Consider the following 18,110-nt stretch of genomic DNA (forward strand, 5'->3'; position numbering starts at 1 on the left):
TTATATCCTTTCATCGCCTCCTTCCTGTGATATATATAAAGCCGATATCCATGAAATGGATATCGGCTTACTTACAACTTAGAATGTTAATTCTACTTTGTGACGTCTTCCGGTGTTATTTAACTGTAAAAAGCTCTTCTAAATTCTTATCAACAGTGATGACAATGATTTTTTCACCTGTTTTCGTGCTGATATCAGAGTGAGTGCTGACTATCGCTGCATCCATGATATCTGCTAATAATTTTTCCAGATATTCCCTGCCGCCCTCAAATAATGAAGTGCGGACTTTCTTAAGTAATTCGACGCCCTGCGGACTCTCTGTCAGCTTTTTCTCAGAAGGACTTAAAAATCCTATTAATCTGACAATAATCATATCACTTAAAATATAGGTGCGGATGGTCTTTGGACCCCTTCCCATATATTCCACTTCAAATTTGCTGACAATTTCACTGATCCTGGCTTCTAATTGACCTTTTGTCATAATCGCATCACCTGTCAGATACAATATCATGAAAAACCGACCATGTCAATGACTTTTTATGAAACGAAAGTAAACCTATATTCTTTTTAGCAGCACTGCCACTGCCTTCCTGTTTTCCTTGGGCCGATACCGGAATACGTTATTTTTAACGAAAACCTCTTCCCGTGTGTCCGAATATACCTCAATTACATCCACCGGACACCCTGGAGGAAGAGGGATCTCAATCTGCTCCGACAGACTGCCGTCAAATGTATGCAGGATGACACAGGCCTTCTCTCCGTCTTCCCCTATACGGACCACGGCCTGCCAGCCCTCCGGATGGCGTATGCTCGCTACATCCGGCCCAAACCGGTATGACTGCCCGCTCTTTATGACAGGAATAATTTTTTTATAGAAACTCATTCCCAGTTCAATGACTTCCCATTGTTTTTTATCCAGCTTTGTCACGTCCCCCGATAAGCACAGCCTCCCCAGAAAGGTATTGATTACAGAATAGGCGATCCGTTTTAAGGAATCCTGTTCCCTGACCACCGCCCAGATCTGGCTCTGCCGGGGCAGGATGGCCCGATGGAGGTTGGCCGCAATGATGGGGATCTCCTCACATTCATGAGCATCGGAAAAGGAAGCCATACTTGTGGCAGCCATAAAACGGGGCTCTAACCGGTGTCCGCCGGAGGCGCAATTTTCCAGCACGATCCCTGGGATTTCCCGTTTCACTTTTTCCAGGAATTCATAGGATTTTTCCACGTTTTTCCGCAGCCCCTCTCCTATGGACTCATAGCCGTCGCAGCCCATTCCAATGGTATCATTGTAGTCGATTTTCATATACTCAAAACCATACTTCTTTAAAAGGCCGATGACCCTTTCCGTTAAATACTCCTCCACCCATGGATCGTTCATGTCCCAGAACCTCCGCCTGGTGGTGGTGAGCACCCTTCCATCTAAGTGCAGAAGATGCTCCTCCATCTGATAGGCCATAGAAGCCTTTCCCACATTTTCGATCTCAAACCATATGCCGGGCTTTAGGCCTGCCTCTTTGATTGCCTTTACGGTTTTTTCCAATCCCTCTGGGAACAGCTCCCGGGATACATGGTAATCCCCCATGCTGATATCCCAGGGAACCCCGGCCTCCTTGTACCAGCCGCAGTCAATGACAAAATAGGAAAAACCTTTCTCCTTTATGGATTCCAGAATCTTCCGGATGTTTTCATGGGACGGACAGCCCCAGGTGGTGCAGTATTCATTAAACACCATGGGAAGGTCCTGTTCCGGGTCAGGCCCCTCATCCGCTGCCTTTTGCCCTGCATCAGTAAGCCTCTTTGTTAAAATATCGACAGAGTCCGTTCGGCATACCGTTCCAATGGCCTTTGGAGTCACAAATGACTCTCCGGGCCTGACTGTTTTCATCCAATGACCGAATTCCCTGTCAGAAAGTCCTCCGCTGATGGCAATGTTTTCATCAACACGGTAAATTTCCATCTGCCAGGAGGCGCCGTGGGCCAGCTGGACGCCCCAAAACACATGATTTTTCTTATCTTCCATGGCCAGGAACGGGAAATAACGGTTTACGGGTAAGGAACCTACCTGTCCGAATCGTTCACATCTTACCGCCTCCCTGGACCAGGAGGTATCCAGCTGAAGCTCCTCCATGGTCTGGCTGGTAAGTCTTCCTTCCTGGCTCCACCGGCTCATCAGGCGGTGCACCATCACCTGATTATGGCCGTCGCCTTCCAGGTAAGGGGAGATGCCTGTCAGGGAAAAGCTGGAAATCATCTCCACCTCTATAGGGAACCTGCTTTCATTAAGCAGCTCATTCCACATTTCCACCCATGTCTGCCCTTTTTCCCATTCAAGGGAGTGCCGCACTTCATAGCCCCGTTCATCCCACAGGCATGTAAGGATCGTCTGTGAGTCCCCTTCCATGATCACTTCCTGGCTCTTATAGCGGAGACGGTCTGTGCTTTCCCCGTTTCGCAGAGTATTGCCCGGAGCATAGGCTCCATTATAAATATCCCCTGCCAGTTTTATCTGCACCATGGCGTCAAGCTTTGCCCTTTTTCCTGGATTCTTTGGAACCGGCATATCCCCTGGATATAATTCCAGCCCAACATGCTGTTCCTCATCCAGATAATAGCGTGCAATCATGTCTCCTAATATGTATTCTTTTAATATTCTGTCCATATGGGCCCCCTTTTAACCTTTTACCACAGCTGTAAGACAGGAACCTCATCCTTTAGATCCCTGATCAGCTGCTGGCGGTTCTATACCTTAATGTATTGCTTTCCCTTGATTTTCTTTTCATTTTTGATGTCAGTATACCAAATTTTAGATTGCTGTGCCATATGAAAACAGAAAGTCTTTTCACATTTCATTCCTTTCTGTTTTAAGCTTTGGGTTGTTGACGGTATCAGGTAAAAATGGTATACTGTATGCATACCCCCATGGGTATAAAGGAGGTGAGCTTATGCGGCAATGCATGGATTCTCAAAATTTGCACAGACGCCTGAACAAAATCATGGGACAGCTTCATGCTATTGATAAAATGGTAGACGAGGATGTTCCCTGTGAAGATGTCCTCATTCAAATAAACGCCGCAAAAAATGCTTTGCATAAGGTAGGCCAGGTGATTTTGGAAGGCCATTTAAACCACTGCGTCCGGGAAGGCATTGAGCATGGAGACGCGGAAAAAACCATAGCGGATTTTGCCAAGGCCGTTGAACACTTTTCAAGAATGTCATAAGGAAATCAAATAATAAAAGACAGTTGCTTTTCAAAGCAACTGTTTTTTTATTGACAAGCCATACCCCCATGGGTATAATATACCCATACCCCCATAGGTATGGAAAGGAGTGTTAACTTGATTTCATTTATAAAAGATGACGAAAAACGGACTGTGCTTTTCCTCATCCTATCTGCTCCCGCACTGATCGTCAGCTTTTTTCATATTGGTAATTTTCCGGTTGACCCGGCGTGGGCAGCTATTTTACTCTGCGGCATTCCCATTGTAAAAGGGGCTGCCGCCCAGTTGGTCACGGAATTTGACATTAAGGCGGATGTTCTGGTATCCATTGCGCTTGTTGCGTCTATTGTCATCGGAGAGATCTTTGCGGCCGGAGAAGTGGCATTTATTATGGCCATTGGAGCTTATCTGGAGGAACGCACGGTGGCCAATGCCCGTGCAGGCATTGAAAAACTGGTTCATTTAACACCCACCACCGCCCGTGTGGTGCGGGAATGCAAAGAAGAGATCATTCCTGCTGAACAGGTAAAAATCGGAGATGTGCTTCGCGTATTGGCTGGAGAAACCATTGCTGTTGACGGTGCCATCCTCAAGGGGCAGACTTCCATCGATCAGTCTGTCATGACAGGAGAATCCCTTCCTGTGGACAAAAGCGAAGGCGATGAGGTATTCAGCGGAACAGTCAATCAATTCGGTACCTTTGACATGACCGCACAAAAAGTCGGCGAGGACAGCTCCTTGCAGCGAATGATCCGCCTGGTAGAGTCCGCTGACGCCGGAAAAGCAAAAATCGTGGGCATTGCTGACCGTTGGGCGACATGGATCGTTGTAATCGCATTGCTGGCCGCCGCAATTACCTGGTTTGTTACAGGGGAAGTCATACGTTCTGTTACTATTTTGGTTGTATTCTGTCCCTGTGCACTGGTGCTCGCCACTCCCACCGCCATTGTGGCCGGTATCGGAAACGCAGCAAAATGGGGGATACTCGTCCGGGAGGGGGATGCTTTGGAGCGGCTGTCCCAGGTAAAGCGCATTGCTTTTGACAAAACCGGTACCCTTACCTACGGGAAACCTGCCGTAACGCAGATACATAGTATGGATCCGGAATTAGAGGAAAAGGCACTGCTTACCTTAGCTGCTTCAGCGGAATCACGTTCGGAACATCCCTTAGGCAAAGCAATTGTTGCCGACTACCGGCAAAAGACCGGTACCATGCCGGTACAGCCGGAGGAATTTAAGCTGCTGGCCGGGCGAGGTGTTGCTGCCCAGGTTTCCGGGCAGAAAATTCTCGCTGGAAATGAAGCATTCATGACAGAGCAGAAAATTTCTATTTCAGAGAAACTTCAGGCATCTGCAAGAAAGGCAAAGGCAGACGGATCCACCATCATCTATATTGCAAGGAATCAGGCTGCCGCCGGCATGATCGCGCTGTCAGATACCCTGCGTCCTGACTCTGCCCAGATGGTGGAAGCAATTCACCAAACCGGAGTGAAGACAGTACTGCTGACAGGAGACACGGAAGCCGCTGCTTCTCATATAGCTGCGGCTGCAAAAATCCAGGATGTACGGGCGGACTGCCTGCCGGAAAAGAAGCTGGAGGAAATCCGCCGGTTTCAGGAACAAGGCGAACCGGTTTGCATGGTAGGTGACGGCATAAACGATGCACCGGCTCTGAAAAGCGCCCTGGTGGGCATTGCTATGGGCGGCATTGGCAGTGATATTGCCATCGATGCAGCGGACATCGTCCTGGTGGGCGACGATATCAGGGAAATCCCTCATCTCCTGCAGCTGGCAAAAAAGACGATGAAGACAATCAGGGTCAACCTTACCGCATCCATGATGCTGAATTTTATTGCCATCGCTCTTGCCATTACAGGTGTCTTAACCCCGGTGCTGGGGGCGCTGGTACACAATGCCGGCTCAGTCGCCGTTATTATTAATTCATCACTGCTATTAAAATGGAGGAAAATAAAATGAACGGATGGTTATTATTTATCTTATTCCTAATCGTAGGTCTGGGGATGCTGTTTGGGGGCATGATCTACCTGCGCAAAGAGAAAGACGATCTGGAATCAGTAAAAATCTACAGAACAATATCCATGATCGGTGCCGTTCTCACGATTGCGGCTATTGTTATGAAATTTGTGATATAAACCGTTTATCTTTCACAAAAGACAGAGTACATATAACACCCCCCGGTTCAGCTGCCCAAACCGGGGGGTGTCATTTACGCTTTTTAATTTTTCCGGCTGATCCAAAGCCGAAAATCAGCCGGCTTCATCGATCCCCTTACCAATATCATGTCTCATGTACTTATTCTCAAAAGAAACCCACTCCGCTGCCTCATAGGCCTTTTCTCTGGCTTCCTTTAAGTCTCTTCCGACTGCCGTCACTCCCAGCACTCTGCCGCCGTTGGTCACCACAGTTCCATTGCCGTCCAGCTTACTTCCTGCATGAAAGGCAAAGTATCCATCCCTGTCCTTAAATGCCTCCAGCCCGTCAATAGGATACCCCTTTTCATATATTTCCGGATATCCTTCCGACGCCAGAACCACGCAGACCGCCGCGTTATCTTCAAACTGTAAGTCCATTTCTTCCAAAGTCCCGTCAATACAGGCTTCAAAAACCTCCACAATATCATTTTTCATCCGAGGAAGCACCACCTGTGTCTCCGGATCCCCGAATCTGGCGTTGTATTCCAACACTCTGGGGCCTTTTTCCGTCAGCATCAGTCCAAAAAATATGATTCCCTTAAATTCCCGTCCTTCCGCTTTCATGGCATCTACTGTTGCCTGATAGATATAAGCTTTGCAAAACTCATCCACTTCTTCCGTATAAAACGGACTAGGTGAAAAGGTTCCCATACCCCCTGTATTAAGGCCCTGGTCCCCGTCCTTTGCCCGCTTATGATCCTGGGCGGAGGTCATGATTTTAACGGTCTTTCCATCCACAAAGGAGAGCACAGATACCTCCCGGCCAACCATAAATTCTTCCGCCACGATCCGGTCTCCTGCGGAGCCAAAACGCTTATCAAGCATCAGGGCTCTTACTCCGTCTTCCGCTTCTTTCCTTGTATTGCAGATCAGAACTCCTTTTCCCAAGGCAAGGCCATCCGCTTTTAAAACAATGGGCATTCCGGCAGTCTCCAGATAGCTTAAGGCAGCCTCCGGGGAGTCAAAGACTTCGTATGCTGCTGTGGGAATCCCATATTTTTTCATCAGATCCTTGGAAAATGATTTGGATCCTTCCAGCAAAGCCGCAGATTTCCGGGGACCGAATACCCGAAGCCCGGCTGCTTCAAACGCATCCACAGCTCCTGCTACCAAAGGATCATCCGGCCCTATAATAGTCAGATCGATCCCCTTTTCCCTGGCAAAGGCCACCTGCCTGTCAAAATCCATTACTCCGATGTCAACGCATTCCGCAATCTCTCCGATCCCTGCGTTTCCAGGGGCACAATATAATTTATCCACCTTAGGGCTTTGGGCTGTCTTCCATGCAATGGCATGTTCACGCCCGCCGCCGCCTATGATCAAGACCTTCATCGCGATTCCTCCTGTCCGTTTGCAATCAGTTGTATGGCCTGGGGAAGGATCTGCCACTCTGCCTCTTCCATGACACGCCGCTGCAATGACTCCGGCGTATCTCCTTTTAAAACTTCAACTGCCTTCTGCAAAAGAATCGGACCAGTATCCATCCCCTCATCAACATAGTGGACTGTTGCTCCAGTAACCTTCACTCCCCGGGCCAGGGCAGCTTCGTGCACCTTAAGCCCATAATACCCCTTTCCGCAAAAAGCCGGGATAAGGGAGGGATGAACGTTGATGATCCGGTTCTTGTACTTTTGTATCATAGCCGCCGGAACCGTGACCAGATATCCGGCAAGAACAATCAGGTCAAGGCAGTATTCGTCTATCTTTAAAAGAAGTTCCTCATAAAACTCCTCTCTCCCCTTAAAATCTCCGGGAGAAATGCAGAAAGCCGGAATTCCATGATTTCTGGCCCTTTCCAGGGCATAAGCATTCCGGTTGTTGCTGATGACCACCTTTATCTCTGCATTGGTGATGCTTCCGCAGTCCATGGCATCTAAAACTGCCTGAAGGTTGGTTCCTCCGCCGGAAACCAGCACGCCGACTCTCAGCATAAAGTCACACCCTTCTCTCCTCTTTCTATACGGCCGATCACATAAGGAAGCTCTCCTGCCTCACGGATTGCCTCCATGGCTGTATCCACATCTGACGGGCTTACTGCAAGAATCATTCCGATTCCCATGTTATAGGTATTGTACATGATTTCTTCCTCAATATCGCCTTTTTCTGCCAGCAGCTTAAAGATGGCAGGCACTTTATAACTGTCTTTATCCACAACAGCGCGGATGCCCTCCGGCAGCATACGGGGGATATTCTCGTAAAAACCGCCTCCGGTAATGTGACTGCAGGCTTTGATCACTGCTCCGCTTTTCTTTACACGTTTCAATGCATCTACATAAATCCTAGTAGGAGCGATCAGTACCTCTCCAAGAGTTTTTCCCAATTCCTCATAATAAGTGTCCAGGCTTTCCTTTGTCATGTCAAATACCTTGCGTACCAGAGAAAAACCATTGCTGTGAATGCCGGAAGATGCCATACCAATGAGCACATCTCCCTCCTTCACATCAGCCCCGGTGATAAGATCCTTCTCATCCACCACGCCTACTGCAAAACCGGCCAGGTCGTATTCATCTTCCGGATAAAATCCCGGCATTTCCGCAGTCTCACCGCCGATCAACGCAGCATGAGCCTGTTTGCATCCATTGGCAACTCCGCTTACAATCTGGGCGATCTTTTCCGGGTAATTCCTGCCGCAGGCGATATAATCCAGGAAAAATAAGGGTTCGCCGCCTGCGCAGGCAATATCATTGACGCACATGGCCACGCAGTCGATGCCAATAGTATCATGCCTGTCCATTAAAAATGCAAGCTTCAGCTTTGTACCAACCCCGTCGGTTCCTGATACAAGGGTGGGCTTTTCCATATTCTTAAAAGCTGACATGGAAAATGCTCCCGAAAATCCTCCGATCCCTCCCAGAACCTCCGGCCTCATGGTTTCCTGCACATGCTTTTTCATCAATTCCACCGACTTATATCCGGCTTCAATGTCCACTCCGGCATTCTTATAATCCATTTTTTCTCCTCGCCTCCGATTTTCTCACTTCTTCATCTGGGATAAATATTCCTTATAGCCGATCTGGTCCAGCTTCTCCGCTTTTTCTGAAACTTCATTTTTAAGATTTTCAGAATATTCCTTCAGTCTTCCCAAAAGCTCTCCATCACCCACTGCTAAAATTTTAGCCGCAAGGATCCCTGCATTGGTTCCGCCGCCTATGGCAACCGTGGCAACCGGAACTCCGGAAGGCATCTGCACAATAGAATAAAGAGAATCCACTCCTCCAAGGTCAGAGGTCTTCATGGGAATGCCGATCACAGGCATGGGAAACAGGGCGGCGCACATTCCAGGAAGATGAGCTGCCTTCCCCGCACCGGCAATAATAACCTTTACGCCTCTTGCCTCCGCCGTCTTGGCATATTCGAAAAATATATCCGGTTCCCTATGGGCGGAAATCACTGTCATCTCAAACTCCACCCCGAATTTTTTTAATACATCTGCCGCCTGAGCCATAACAGGCATATCAGAATCACTTCCCATAACAATTGATACCTTTGCCATAGTAAATTCTCCTTTTGATTTTGTTTGATGTGATTACTCATTATTTGCAGTAATGCAGTTTATTAGTTTTGCTAATAATTATCGCTTATTAATTAACCATTTCTTATTAATTATAATACTAGTTTTTTTCTGCTGAGTCAATGGTTTTCTTTAAAAATTTAAGCTCATTCACAAGAGCATAAAAAGGGCGGGAGAACCGGAAAGATATGTAACATTCTCTCCGGCCCTTCCGCCTGCTATGTATGGTTAATACTTTCCGCCGCCAAATGCGGAAGGCTCTTCAAAATAAACCGGATCAATGGTAAGGACCGGATCCTCCCTGTGTTCCACGTAAACCGGCATTTCCGAAGAAGATTTCCTGGCTTTGGGCTCTGCTGCGGACTTGGAAGTCTCTTCTTCCAGCTCTCCATCATAAAGCTTAAAGCCCTCAACAAGTCCCTTCATAATCTGTGCCTGACCTGACAGTTCCTCACTTGCTGCCGCACTCTGTTCTGCTGTGGCTGAGTTGGTCTGAACCACGCAGGATATCTGATCAATTCCTTGCGCTACCTGGTCAACTGCCGCCGCCTGCATATCAGAAGCCATTGCGATTTCCTCAATGATCGCATTAATACGCTGGCTGCCTTCCACAACCGCCTGCATGGCCCGGGTTGTCTCAGAAGTGATTCTGGTTCCATTTTCCACCGCCTGCATGCTTTCCTCAATGAGCAGCGTGGTATTCTTTGCCGCTTCCCCTGACTTGCTTGCAAGGTTGCGCACTTCATCTGCCACAACTGCAAAACCCTTTCCGGCTTCCCCGGCGCGGGCAGCTTCAACGGCAGCATTCAGTGCCAGGATATTGGTCTGGAATGCAATATCTTCAATGGTCTTTATGATTTTTCCGATTTCATTGGATTTATCGCTGATCTCCGTCATGGCCCGGTTCATTTCAGACATTTTCTCATTGCTCTTTGCCACGTTTCTGGCTGCTTCTTCTGAGGTAGAACGTGCCTCTTTCGCATTTTTTGCATTGGTGTTTATCTGGTTTGATATATCGCTTATGGTAGCTGCAAGTTCCTGTACGGAAGAAGCCTGCTCCGCAGCTCCCTGGGACAATGCCTGGGCGCCGGAAGATACCTGCTCCGAACCATTGGCCACCAGATCGGCCGACTGGTTAATGCGGGAAAGCGCTTCGCTTAAGTTGTTCCTGATACACTGCATAGCCAGAAGGATCGGTTCATAATCCATGACATATTGTTCCCGGTGCTTGGAGTTCACCTGGAAATCACCGATCGCCAATGCCCCCAGCATGCTGCTGATATCGTCTATCATGTTTCCAATATTGGAAATGGTGGTCCGCATGCTGTCAGCCAAAGAGCCCAGCTCGTCCTTTGACTGGTAATTCAACATGACATGGAGACTTCCCCTTGACATCTCCTCCGCAGCCTTCTCGATCTCTTTTACAGGAGCCACAATGCCTCTTGTGGTGAAAATGGAAAAGCCCAGGGTGGCAAGCACCGCAAGGATCTGCAAAGCCACCACAGTGGTCAGAGTAATCCCTACCAGCGTCTGAGCGTCCTTATAATTATCATCGGCTTTTGCATTGGCAAAATCACTGACCTTGACTAAGTCTTCCTGCACCTTGGTGAAATAAGGGTCTAATGATTCAAAGAATATATCCGCAGCCTGTCTGGTCTTGTTTTCCCTTGCCAGGCTAAATACTTCTTCCTTGTAAGGCTGAGCCTCATTTAAGGTATTTTCAATGCTATCCACCAGAGATTGGTCCCCCTGGTAATTTTCTCTTAAAAACTCCATCCTCTTCTGGAAGTCTTCCAGATCTGCCTCCGCAGCATCCACATAACCTCCTGTGGTCTGTAAATCAAGGCTCATGGTCGCATATCCCACATTTTTAGCTGCGGACTGGATATCACGTCTCATTTCAAGAGCCTGAACTGCGACCTGATGTCCGTTGTTAAAAAAATCTACAAACTTACCGTTGTTTTGTCTTAAGCTTACCACAGAAATGGTGGAAACTATTAAAAACAGCACGAGGATAGCTCCAAAAGCAAGTCCAATTCTTTTACCTATCTTTAAATTCTTCACCTTTGTCCTCCAATCACATTATCTATCCTATTTTTATATACTGATGAAACAACCGGATATATCTGCATATCCAGTTTATGCCCCGCAGAGCCGGCACCCTGTTCATAAACTCAAGGTTGAAAGATATTATTCTTTCAACCTTAACCTTCGTATATCTTATCGGCAGGCTCTTCCATTTTATAAGCACTTTAAAATAATTTGTTGAATATTTGCATACTTTTTCGTTTTTCTCAAGCGGATATCTGCAATCCGCTTCGCTGCTTATCAGGCAGAGCTTGTACTCCGCCTGGCACAAGCAAGTCCCCACCGCTTAATGCTTGTCGCATTTGAAGTGGGGACTTACTTGATTCGGTTAAATTTTTAGCAATCAGGCCTCTGATAATGGAACATTTAATTCCTCCGTGCCCTTTAATACAAATCTTCCGTCATCAATGATCAGAATCCGCTCTCCCGAAGCCGTTACAGCTTCTATCTTATCCAGCTCCGCATAGGGTATGGTAATATCCGTGTGACAGCTGAAATAAGCCTTTGATAAATCCTCTTTTCTCAGTGCGGATACTTCATTATCCCTTGCGATTATTTCTTTGCCGTTGGGATTATAAACAGGACTATCCTCCGCCCAGCTGTAGCAGGTGTCGCCCACTGCGAAATGAGGCCCCATTTTTTCTACGATCAGGATGGGGAGTTTATCAATGATACCGAACTTTCTGGCCATGGCATAAGCCGTGGTATTGGTGCCTATGGCAAACTCTCCCATGGGAAGGGTGTCATGATTCTTTAAAATAACCTGCCTTACCAGAGCTTTTCCCTCCTCCGGATCTTTAAAATTGCTGCAGGAATAGTCCTTTATCATGCCATTTTCAAAGGTCATGACAAGATCTTTAAACTGAAAGTCCGTAATATAAACCGTGCTGACCTCCAGAGTTCCTTCCGTTCCCGTAAGCCTTGGGGACGTAAACACCTCTCCAAGAGGAATGTTCACATCAGCCACACAGTTTTCAAATTTTGTTTCCTTATCCTTATCATTCAATGGATGAAGGGCTACCTTAAGCTGAGTCTTATTGTCTCCTTTTCCCGTCACCTCCACGTACTCCGCCTCATCTAAAACATCAATGACCGCCTGCTGGATCGCCTTATATTTCTCATAGTCCAGGGTGTTGATAGCAATGGTCTCTTCAAAGATCTTTTCGAAATCTTCCCCGATTTCCGGCACCGGAAACGCGATGATGGTAAAGCTGGTCTCATCTCCCGGTACGTACTGATTGAGAATTCTTGAGGTTTCATTGGACATTTCCGCTGAAAGCTTTTCCTGTCTGGCATCCAGACGATTGGCTTCCGGCTTATTCACCGGCTCAAAACCTTCTTTTCCAAAGGTTTCAATCACCGCAGGACCTGCAAAGGCTGCCGCCTGCTCTTTGTAGGTTTCATAGGCTACCTTTAAGACAGCTGCCTTACGGTCCTTAAATGCCTTATTTAAATAAAGAGCATCATCATAACGATGGTCATAGTCATACTGCCTGTTGGGAGATTTGCTGTAATAGCCGGACTTCCGGCCTGCGTTGGTATTGACCGTCCAGATGGCTGAACGGCAAAGGATTACTTTAAGGCCAAGCTTTTCAAAATTCTCTATGGCATATTTTACCATCCGCTCAAAGCCCAGCTCATAGCGGATCTGTACTGCTCCCTTTTTCTCTAAATCCCTTCCCATTACCTCAAAGCCTTTACGGTACCCTTCCGTATAGGTATCTGCCATAAGGCGCACCGTTTCCTCTGGAAGAGAATTTAAGAACTCTGCAGTCTTTAACTGGGAATCGGAAATATACTCTCCAAAATAATACAAATACCGCAAATCCCTTAAATCATTTTCCCGGATAATATCCGCTGCAAAAGAAAGGGTCGGATCAAGGCCTTCCCTTACCCGGAAAGTAACCGTGTGATCCGTATAATCGCTGACAAACCAATAGATCACTTCCTTAATGGCGGACACTTGAGGGATTCCCTCTTCAAACATGTTGTAAATTTCAATAAGAGTTTCATTTAAAATGGTAAAGTCCGTAAGCCTCCATTCGTGAACAAAAACAATGTCCCCCCGTATCTCCTTATAGAGATAGGATAAAAGCTGGCCGTAACCATCTCCCAGCTTTGATACTGCATACGAGGGATTAGCATAGCTTTCCTCATAATGGCCGGGTAAAATATCCTGATAAAACTTCTGGTTCCATTCCTTTAAAACCTCCACGGGCGCCGTCTTTTGATCTCCGGACTCAAGGAACCGGAGATATTCTCCCACCATGCTGATAAAGGCTGCTGTCCTGGCAAAATAATCATGATACGGCTCCTGTACGGTATGTTCTGATGCAATCTGGCCGATCCGTTCCATGGACAGCTCAAAGCGTTCCATAATATTTTCATTTTCCTGCTGAAACATTACCTGATAATCCATAATTTTTTACCCCTTTATTCCTATAATGATAAGAACTGCCCAAAGAATGACCAAGGCTGCACTGATCCCTATTCCAATCTTGGACAGTATGTATTTTTTTTCCTTTTCAAAGAAAGAAAGGACACCATAAACCAGTGAAAAAAGGGAAATCACCAGGCTGCAAAAGCAGACCGCCGCCACATTAAGCTGCGCCTGGCCTTCCGCCATCACGGCACTGACGATTCCAATGATTCCAAGGGCCAATGCCCCAACTGCAAGTCCCAGGGAGAGAAAGCTCCTCTTTGCAAAGGGCTTTCTAATGTAGGACACTCTTTTCTGCTTTTGCACGCCTTCTCCTCCTAACTCTTACTCTTATGTGCTGAACGATTTTATACAGGATGTATCCAAGGATACCTCCCAGTGTATTCAGTATCATATCATCCACGTCAAAGCTGCCCACTTTGAAAATAAGCTGGATGGTCTCGATGCATAAGCTGAACAAAAAGCTTAGCAGCACCGTATTAAACCAGCGGCGGCTCCTGCGGCTGATGACCGGAAGAAAGAAACCGCAGGGCATAAAACCCACAATGTTGCCTACGATATTCAGCAGAAAGGACTCCATTCCAACCACATGGCGGTAAACGATAAAACGCCGTATTTCCTTAAACGGGGTCAGATTATATGCATATTCCGCCTGAGCATGGCTGCCTCTGCCAAAATAATCGGAAAAAAATAAAAAGTATGCCAAAAAGATCAGGTAAAATATGAAGATTACCCAACCCATTTTCTGCCGTTTCGTCGCATTTTTAATCATAACAGCTCCATCTATATACGGCAGCTAAGGAAAAGAAGTTTTCTTTAGCTGCCGCGGTATTCGCCCAATGAATATGCAAGCATATTCATTCCGCTCATTACTCGCGCAAAAAAGAGAGAGGCTGTTCAAAAGCCTCGCCTTTTTAACAGCATCCTCTCCGATCATAACAGGTCAAGCAGATATTTGCAATCCGCTTCGCTACTTGCTCACAGCGTCCCCGATAATGCGGGGGAGGCCCTGCCCCGCTTCACCGGGCATAACCGAATAGCAGCTATCGCTGCCTGATTCAGTTAAAATGTAATTTCAGATTTTCTCTTCAACAGAATTGCTCCGTTTATAATTGATACGGTTCCAGCGGCTAGTCCGATCACGGTCACCACAATTCCAACAGCAATATTTAAGGCTCCTATATTTCTCATAGACTTATAAACTCTTTCCATAACAAACTCTCCTTTCCTCTTTCCTGCCCACGCTCTTTGGGCATAAAGGTATCCTTGAAAGGGCTTATTTTACACCATAGATATCATAATAAGCGTCAATGGCCCCTTTTATGGCATCATCAATTATAACGTTTCCATCGAACTCCCTGTTATGCAGGTGTTCGATGACTTCTGCCATGGAAACGATGGCGGCTGCTTTAAACCCATACTTTTCCTGGATCTCATCCAAAGCTCCCTTATCTCCTTTTCCCTTTTCCATGCGGTTTAAGGAAACCATAAGGCCTAAGATCTCCACATTTCCCTGGGCTTTGATGATGGGGAAGGTTTCTTCAATGGATTTTCCTGAGGTAGTCACATCTTCGATGATCACCACACGGTCTCCATCCTTAATGGGGCTTCCAAGAAGAATTCCTGCATCACCGCCGTGATCCTTCTCCTCTTTTCTGTTTGAGCAGTATTTTATTTCCTTTCCGTACAGCTCATGAAAGGCGATGGAAGTGGCAACGCTTAAAGGAATCCCCTTATAAGCCGGCCCAAACAGAACATCAAAATCATCCCCGAAATTATCGTGGATAGCCTTTGCATAGTACTCACCCAGCTTTTTAAGCTGTGCCCCCGTCACATAAGAGCCTGCATTCATAAAAAACGGGGACTTTCTTCCGCTTTTCAGCGTGAAGTCGCCAAATTTAAGGACTTTGCTGTCCACCATAAACTCAATAAATTCCTGCTTATACTGTTCCATCTTTTTATCCTCTCTATTCAAAATCATGGGATTACCGTACAGCGCCTATCAGTTCCCCAATATCTTCTATATGATATTTCTTCATATAATCCTCTATGCCCCTGACTACCTCTTCCGCTGCATAAGGATTCCGGAAATTCGCCGTTCCCACGGAAACAGCCGTAGCTCCTGCAAGAATAAATTCCACTGCATCCTCGGCATTCATGATTCCTCCCATGCCGATAATAGGAAGCTTCACCGCATTGGCCGCCTGATATACCATGCGTACTGCAATGGGCTTAATGGCCGGGCCGGATAAACCTCCTGTTTTATTAGCCACCGCAAAGGTGCGGCGGTTAATATCGATTTTCATGCCGGTTAAGGTATTGATGAGAGACAGCACATCTGCGCCGCCGGCCTCAGCCGCCTTTGCCATTACACAAATATCCGTCACGTTTGGACTCAGTTTCATGATAACCGGCTGTTTTGCATATTTTTTAACTTCCCTGGTTATGGCCTCCACCGCCTTGGGATCCTGCCCAAAAGCGATTCCGCCTTCTTTTACATTGGGGCAGGAGATGTTGATCTCCAGCATATCCACCGGCTCATCTGCCAGTCTTTCCACCACCTGGATATAATCCTCTGTAGTCTTTCCGCAGACATTGACAATGATTTTTGTATCGTATCGCTTTAAAAACGGAATGTCTCTCTTAATGAAGACCTCCATTCCCGGATTCTGAAGGCCAATGGCATTGATCATGCCTCCGTAGGTTTCCGCGATTCTGGGTGTTGGGTTACCCGGCCACGGCACATTAGCCACACCCTTTGTAACCACAGCGCCCAAATGATTCAAATTGATCATCTCGCTGTATTCCTCACCGGAACCAAAGGTGCCGGAAGCAGTCATAACCGGATTCTTAAGCTCCACTCCGGCCAGATTCACTTTCGTATTCATCTAAAATTCTACCTCCTCGGCCTTAAATACCGGACCATCCTTGCAGATACGCTTGTTGTGGACCATGGAATGTTCATCTACCTGGGAACTTTTACAGACACAGGCAAGACAGGCTCCAATGCCGCAGGCCATCTTCTCCTCCAGAGAAAGATAACACTCCATTCCATTTTCAAAAGCATAAGCCTTCAGCGCCTTCAGCATTGGAGTTGGGCCGCAGGCAAAGATCACATCTCCCTGTAAGCCATTCTCCCGGATGGCGTCCAGGACATTTCCTTTTGTTCCGGCGCTTCCATCCTCAGTAGCAATATAGGTATCCCCATAGGGGCGGAACTCCTCGTTTAAAAACAAAGCATCCCGGTATCCAAGAACCACCTGCTTCTCACAAGGCAATTGCTTTGCCAGCTCCAGCATGGGAGGAATTCCGATTCCCCCGCCGATCAAAAAGGCTTTTTTTCCTTTTTCTCCTGCTTCCAGTGGAAATCCATTGCCCAAGGGCCCCAGGATCTCAATGGTGTCCCCTGCCTTGTAATGGGAAAACTCTTCCGTTCCCCCTCCAACGACCCGGTATACCAGCCTTAAAAGACCCTTTTCCTTATCAATCTCGCAAATGCTGATTGGACGGGGCATAAGCTTTGCTCCATCCTTTGTATATAAGTCAACAAACTGTCCCGGCGCTGCCTGGGCAGTAATTTCTTTTGTCTCGATCCACATACTGTATACATCGTCGCCAAGCCATGTCTGGCTTGCAACCACTGCGTTTTCCTTAACTTTTGCCATTGCTTCTCCCCTATAATACCCTGTTAATATCGGAAACCATGTCAATGACCGCCTGCCTGGAAGCTTCGCCGAAATGCTCCCCGCCAAACCGGGCGTAGTTTTCAGATTTATAGGCCGCAATGATTCCTCTTGAGGAGTTTACAATGGCTCCTAAGCCATCTTTATTAAAGCAAGGCTTTAAATCCTCTGCTGTTCCTCCCTGGGCGCCGTATCCAGGCACCAGGAAATAGGTGCTGGGCATAAGCTTACGAAGAATTCTGCTCATCTCCGGGTAGGTGGCTCCCACAACAGCTCCCACATTGCTGTAATCGCCATCCATGCAGTCTGCTCCCCATTCAACCACCTTTTCCGCAACCAGCTCGTACAGGGGTCTTCCGTCGATTTGCCTGTCCTGAAATTCGCCGCTGGAAGGATTGGAGGTTTTCACCAGAACGAAAAGGCCCTTGTCCTCTTCCTTGCACACATCCACAAAGGGCTTTACGCCATCGGTCCCTAAATATGGATTGACCGTAAGGAAATCTGTACCGAAAGCAGAAAAGCTTTTGTTTCCAACCTTCACATGGCCGATGTGTGCCATAGCATAAGCGGCTGATGTGGAACCAATATCTCCTCTCTTAGCATCTCCAATGACGAAAAGCCCCTTTTCCTGGCAATAGTTCACAGTCTTTGTATACGCTTTCAGGCCTTCGATGCCAAACTGTTCGTACATGGCGATCTGAGGCTTTACGGATGGGATCAGATCATATACATGATCTACGATTTCTTTATTGAACTGCCAGATAGCTTCCGCAGCACCTTCTAAGGTTTCACCGAATTCTTCAAATGCCTTTTTCGTAATGTGCTCCGGTATATAGTTTAACATGGGGTCCAAACCTACACAGATCGGTGCCTTTGTTTTTTGAATTTTGTCTATTAACTGCCTGATCATAGTTTCCTCCTTGGATCTCTTCGCCCTTATTTTTCTCTATTCTT

Annotated in this window: 18 protein-coding genes; 3 read left to right on the forward strand and 15 right to left on the reverse strand. The window is 47.0% G+C overall.

Features of this window, described 5'->3' with window-relative positions:
- Positions 1 to 115: 115 nt before the first annotated feature.
- Positions 116 to 481, reverse strand: coding sequence for a Na-translocating system protein MpsC family protein (locus tag K401_RS0127570; RefSeq protein ID WP_024295972.1), 366 nt, complete (start codon positions 479 to 481; stop codon positions 116 to 118).
- A gap of 75 nt (positions 482 to 556) precedes the next feature.
- A complete protein-coding gene (locus K401_RS0127575) occupies positions 557 to 2,662 on the reverse strand; it encodes a glycoside hydrolase family 36 protein (protein WP_024295973.1) in 2,106 nt (701 codons plus the stop codon).
- Between the two features lie 283 nt (positions 2,663 to 2,945).
- Between K401_RS0127575 and K401_RS0127585 the strand changes: the two genes are divergently transcribed.
- The 3 genes from K401_RS0127585 (at position 2,946) to K401_RS0127595 (ending at position 5,374) form a co-directional block, all read left to right on the forward strand.
- Positions 2,946 to 3,221 carry a metal-sensing transcriptional repressor gene (locus K401_RS0127585; protein ID WP_024295974.1) on the forward strand — a complete coding sequence of 92 codons (276 nt, stop codon included), beginning with the start codon at positions 2,946 to 2,948 and terminating at the stop codon, positions 3,219 to 3,221.
- 117 nt (positions 3,222 to 3,338) lie between these two features.
- Positions 3,339 to 5,198 carry a heavy metal translocating P-type ATPase gene (locus K401_RS0127590; RefSeq protein WP_024295975.1) on the forward strand — a complete coding sequence of 620 codons (1,860 nt, stop codon included), beginning with the start codon at positions 3,339 to 3,341 and terminating at the stop codon, positions 5,196 to 5,198.
- A complete protein-coding gene (locus K401_RS0127595; RefSeq protein WP_024295976.1) occupies positions 5,195 to 5,374 on the forward strand; it encodes a hypothetical protein in 180 nt (59 codons plus the stop codon). The genes K401_RS0127590 and K401_RS0127595 overlap by 4 nt, the downstream gene beginning before the upstream one ends.
- 114 nt (positions 5,375 to 5,488) lie before the next feature.
- Here the strand turns inward: K401_RS0127595 and purD are convergent, their stop codons facing one another.
- The 13 genes from purD to pyrF form a co-directional block, all read right to left on the reverse strand.
- Positions 5,489 to 6,766: a phosphoribosylamine--glycine ligase gene (purD, locus tag K401_RS0127600; RefSeq protein ID WP_024295977.1), complete on the reverse strand. Its 1,278-nt coding sequence runs from the start codon at positions 6,764 to 6,766 to the stop codon at positions 5,489 to 5,491.
- Positions 6,763 to 7,365 carry a phosphoribosylglycinamide formyltransferase gene (gene purN / locus K401_RS0127605; RefSeq protein WP_024295978.1) on the reverse strand — a complete coding sequence of 201 codons (603 nt, stop codon included), beginning with the start codon at positions 7,363 to 7,365 and terminating at the stop codon, positions 6,763 to 6,765. The genes purD and purN overlap by 4 nt, the downstream gene beginning before the upstream one ends.
- Positions 7,359 to 8,384: a phosphoribosylformylglycinamidine cyclo-ligase gene (purM, locus tag K401_RS0127610; protein WP_024295979.1), complete on the reverse strand. Its 1,026-nt coding sequence runs from the start codon at positions 8,382 to 8,384 to the stop codon at positions 7,359 to 7,361. The genes purN and purM overlap by 7 nt, the downstream gene beginning before the upstream one ends.
- Before the next feature lie 24 nt (positions 8,385 to 8,408).
- Positions 8,409 to 8,927 carry a 5-(carboxyamino)imidazole ribonucleotide mutase gene (gene purE / locus K401_RS0127615; RefSeq protein ID WP_024295980.1) on the reverse strand — a complete coding sequence of 173 codons (519 nt, stop codon included), beginning with the start codon at positions 8,925 to 8,927 and terminating at the stop codon, positions 8,409 to 8,411.
- A 246-nt stretch (positions 8,928 to 9,173) separates the two neighbouring features.
- Positions 9,174 to 11,009: a methyl-accepting chemotaxis protein gene (locus K401_RS0127620; RefSeq protein WP_024295981.1), complete on the reverse strand. Its 1,836-nt coding sequence runs from the start codon at positions 11,007 to 11,009 to the stop codon at positions 9,174 to 9,176.
- Positions 11,010 to 11,376: 367 nt separating this feature from the next.
- Positions 11,377 to 13,452, reverse strand: coding sequence for an aminopeptidase (locus tag K401_RS0127630; RefSeq protein WP_024295983.1), 2,076 nt, complete (start codon positions 13,450 to 13,452; stop codon positions 11,377 to 11,379).
- A 6-nt stretch (positions 13,453 to 13,458) separates the two neighbouring features.
- Positions 13,459 to 13,779 (reverse strand): hypothetical protein, encoded by a 321-nt coding sequence (locus tag K401_RS0127635; RefSeq protein WP_024295984.1) that lies wholly within the window; start codon positions 13,777 to 13,779, stop codon positions 13,459 to 13,461.
- On the reverse strand, positions 13,748 to 14,245 hold the full coding sequence (locus K401_RS0127640; RefSeq protein WP_024295985.1) for a VanZ family protein: 498 nt from the start codon (positions 14,243 to 14,245) through the stop codon (positions 13,748 to 13,750). Before K401_RS0127640 ends, K401_RS0127635 begins: the two co-directional genes overlap by 32 nt.
- 290 nt (positions 14,246 to 14,535) lie before the next feature.
- Positions 14,536 to 14,685 (reverse strand): hypothetical protein, encoded by a 150-nt coding sequence (locus K401_RS33325; protein WP_024295986.1) that lies wholly within the window; start codon positions 14,683 to 14,685, stop codon positions 14,536 to 14,538.
- A 64-nt stretch (positions 14,686 to 14,749) separates the two neighbouring features.
- Positions 14,750 to 15,427 (reverse strand): orotate phosphoribosyltransferase, encoded by a 678-nt coding sequence (pyrE, locus tag K401_RS0127650; RefSeq protein WP_024295987.1) that lies wholly within the window; start codon positions 15,425 to 15,427, stop codon positions 14,750 to 14,752.
- 31 nt (positions 15,428 to 15,458) lie between these two features.
- Entirely contained in the window at positions 15,459 to 16,361 is a 903-nt protein-coding gene (locus tag K401_RS0127655) for a dihydroorotate dehydrogenase (protein WP_024295988.1), read from the reverse strand.
- The gene (locus K401_RS0127660; protein ID WP_024295989.1) at positions 16,362 to 17,138 is read right to left on the reverse strand and encodes a dihydroorotate dehydrogenase electron transfer subunit; all 777 of its coding nucleotides are present in this window, start codon (positions 17,136 to 17,138) and stop codon (positions 16,362 to 16,364) included.
- Positions 17,139 to 17,148: 10 nt separating this feature from the next.
- Positions 17,149 to 18,066: an orotidine-5'-phosphate decarboxylase gene (pyrF, locus tag K401_RS0127665; RefSeq protein ID WP_024295990.1), complete on the reverse strand. Its 918-nt coding sequence runs from the start codon at positions 18,064 to 18,066 to the stop codon at positions 17,149 to 17,151.
- Between the last annotated feature and the right edge of the window lie 44 nt (positions 18,067 to 18,110).

This window comes from Lacrimispora indolis DSM 755 (genome assembly GCF_000526995.1).
GTDB lineage: Bacteria > Bacillota > Clostridia > Lachnospirales > Lachnospiraceae > Lacrimispora > Lacrimispora indolis.

Excerpts from the sequence above, each read along its gene's own strand:
- K401_RS0127570 (WP_024295972.1), bottom strand. The coding sequence starts at position 481 with ATGACAAAAGGTCAATTAGAAGCCAGGATCAGTGAAATTGTCAGCAAA.
- K401_RS0127575 (WP_024295973.1), bottom strand. The coding sequence starts at position 2,662 with ATGGACAGAATATTAAAAGAATACATATTAGGAGACATGATTGCACGC.
- K401_RS0127585 (WP_024295974.1), top strand. The coding sequence starts at position 2,946 with ATGCGGCAATGCATGGATTCTCAAAATTTGCACAGACGCCTGAACAAA.
- K401_RS0127595 (WP_024295976.1), top strand. The coding sequence starts at position 5,195 with ATGAACGGATGGTTATTATTTATCTTATTCCTAATCGTAGGTCTGGGG.
- purD (WP_024295977.1), bottom strand. The coding sequence starts at position 6,766 with ATGAAGGTCTTGATCATAGGCGGCGGCGGGCGTGAACATGCCATTGCA.
- purN (WP_024295978.1), bottom strand. The coding sequence starts at position 7,365 with ATGCTGAGAGTCGGCGTGCTGGTTTCCGGCGGAGGAACCAACCTTCAG.
- purM (WP_024295979.1), bottom strand. The coding sequence starts at position 8,384 with ATGGATTATAAGAATGCCGGAGTGGACATTGAAGCCGGATATAAGTCG.
- purE (WP_024295980.1), bottom strand. The coding sequence starts at position 8,927 with ATGGCAAAGGTATCAATTGTTATGGGAAGTGATTCTGATATGCCTGTT.
- K401_RS0127630 (WP_024295983.1), bottom strand. The coding sequence starts at position 13,452 with ATGGATTATCAGGTAATGTTTCAGCAGGAAAATGAAAATATTATGGAA.
- K401_RS0127640 (WP_024295985.1), bottom strand. The coding sequence starts at position 14,245 with ATGATTAAAAATGCGACGAAACGGCAGAAAATGGGTTGGGTAATCTTC.
- K401_RS33325 (WP_024295986.1), bottom strand. The coding sequence starts at position 14,685 with ATGGAAAGAGTTTATAAGTCTATGAGAAATATAGGAGCCTTAAATATT.
- pyrE (WP_024295987.1), bottom strand. The coding sequence starts at position 15,427 with ATGGAACAGTATAAGCAGGAATTTATTGAGTTTATGGTGGACAGCAAA.
- K401_RS0127655 (WP_024295988.1), bottom strand. The coding sequence starts at position 16,361 with ATGAATACGAAAGTGAATCTGGCCGGAGTGGAGCTTAAGAATCCGGTT.
- K401_RS0127660 (WP_024295989.1), bottom strand. The coding sequence starts at position 17,138 with ATGGCAAAAGTTAAGGAAAACGCAGTGGTTGCAAGCCAGACATGGCTT.
- pyrF (WP_024295990.1), bottom strand. The coding sequence starts at position 18,066 with ATGATCAGGCAGTTAATAGACAAAATTCAAAAAACAAAGGCACCGATC.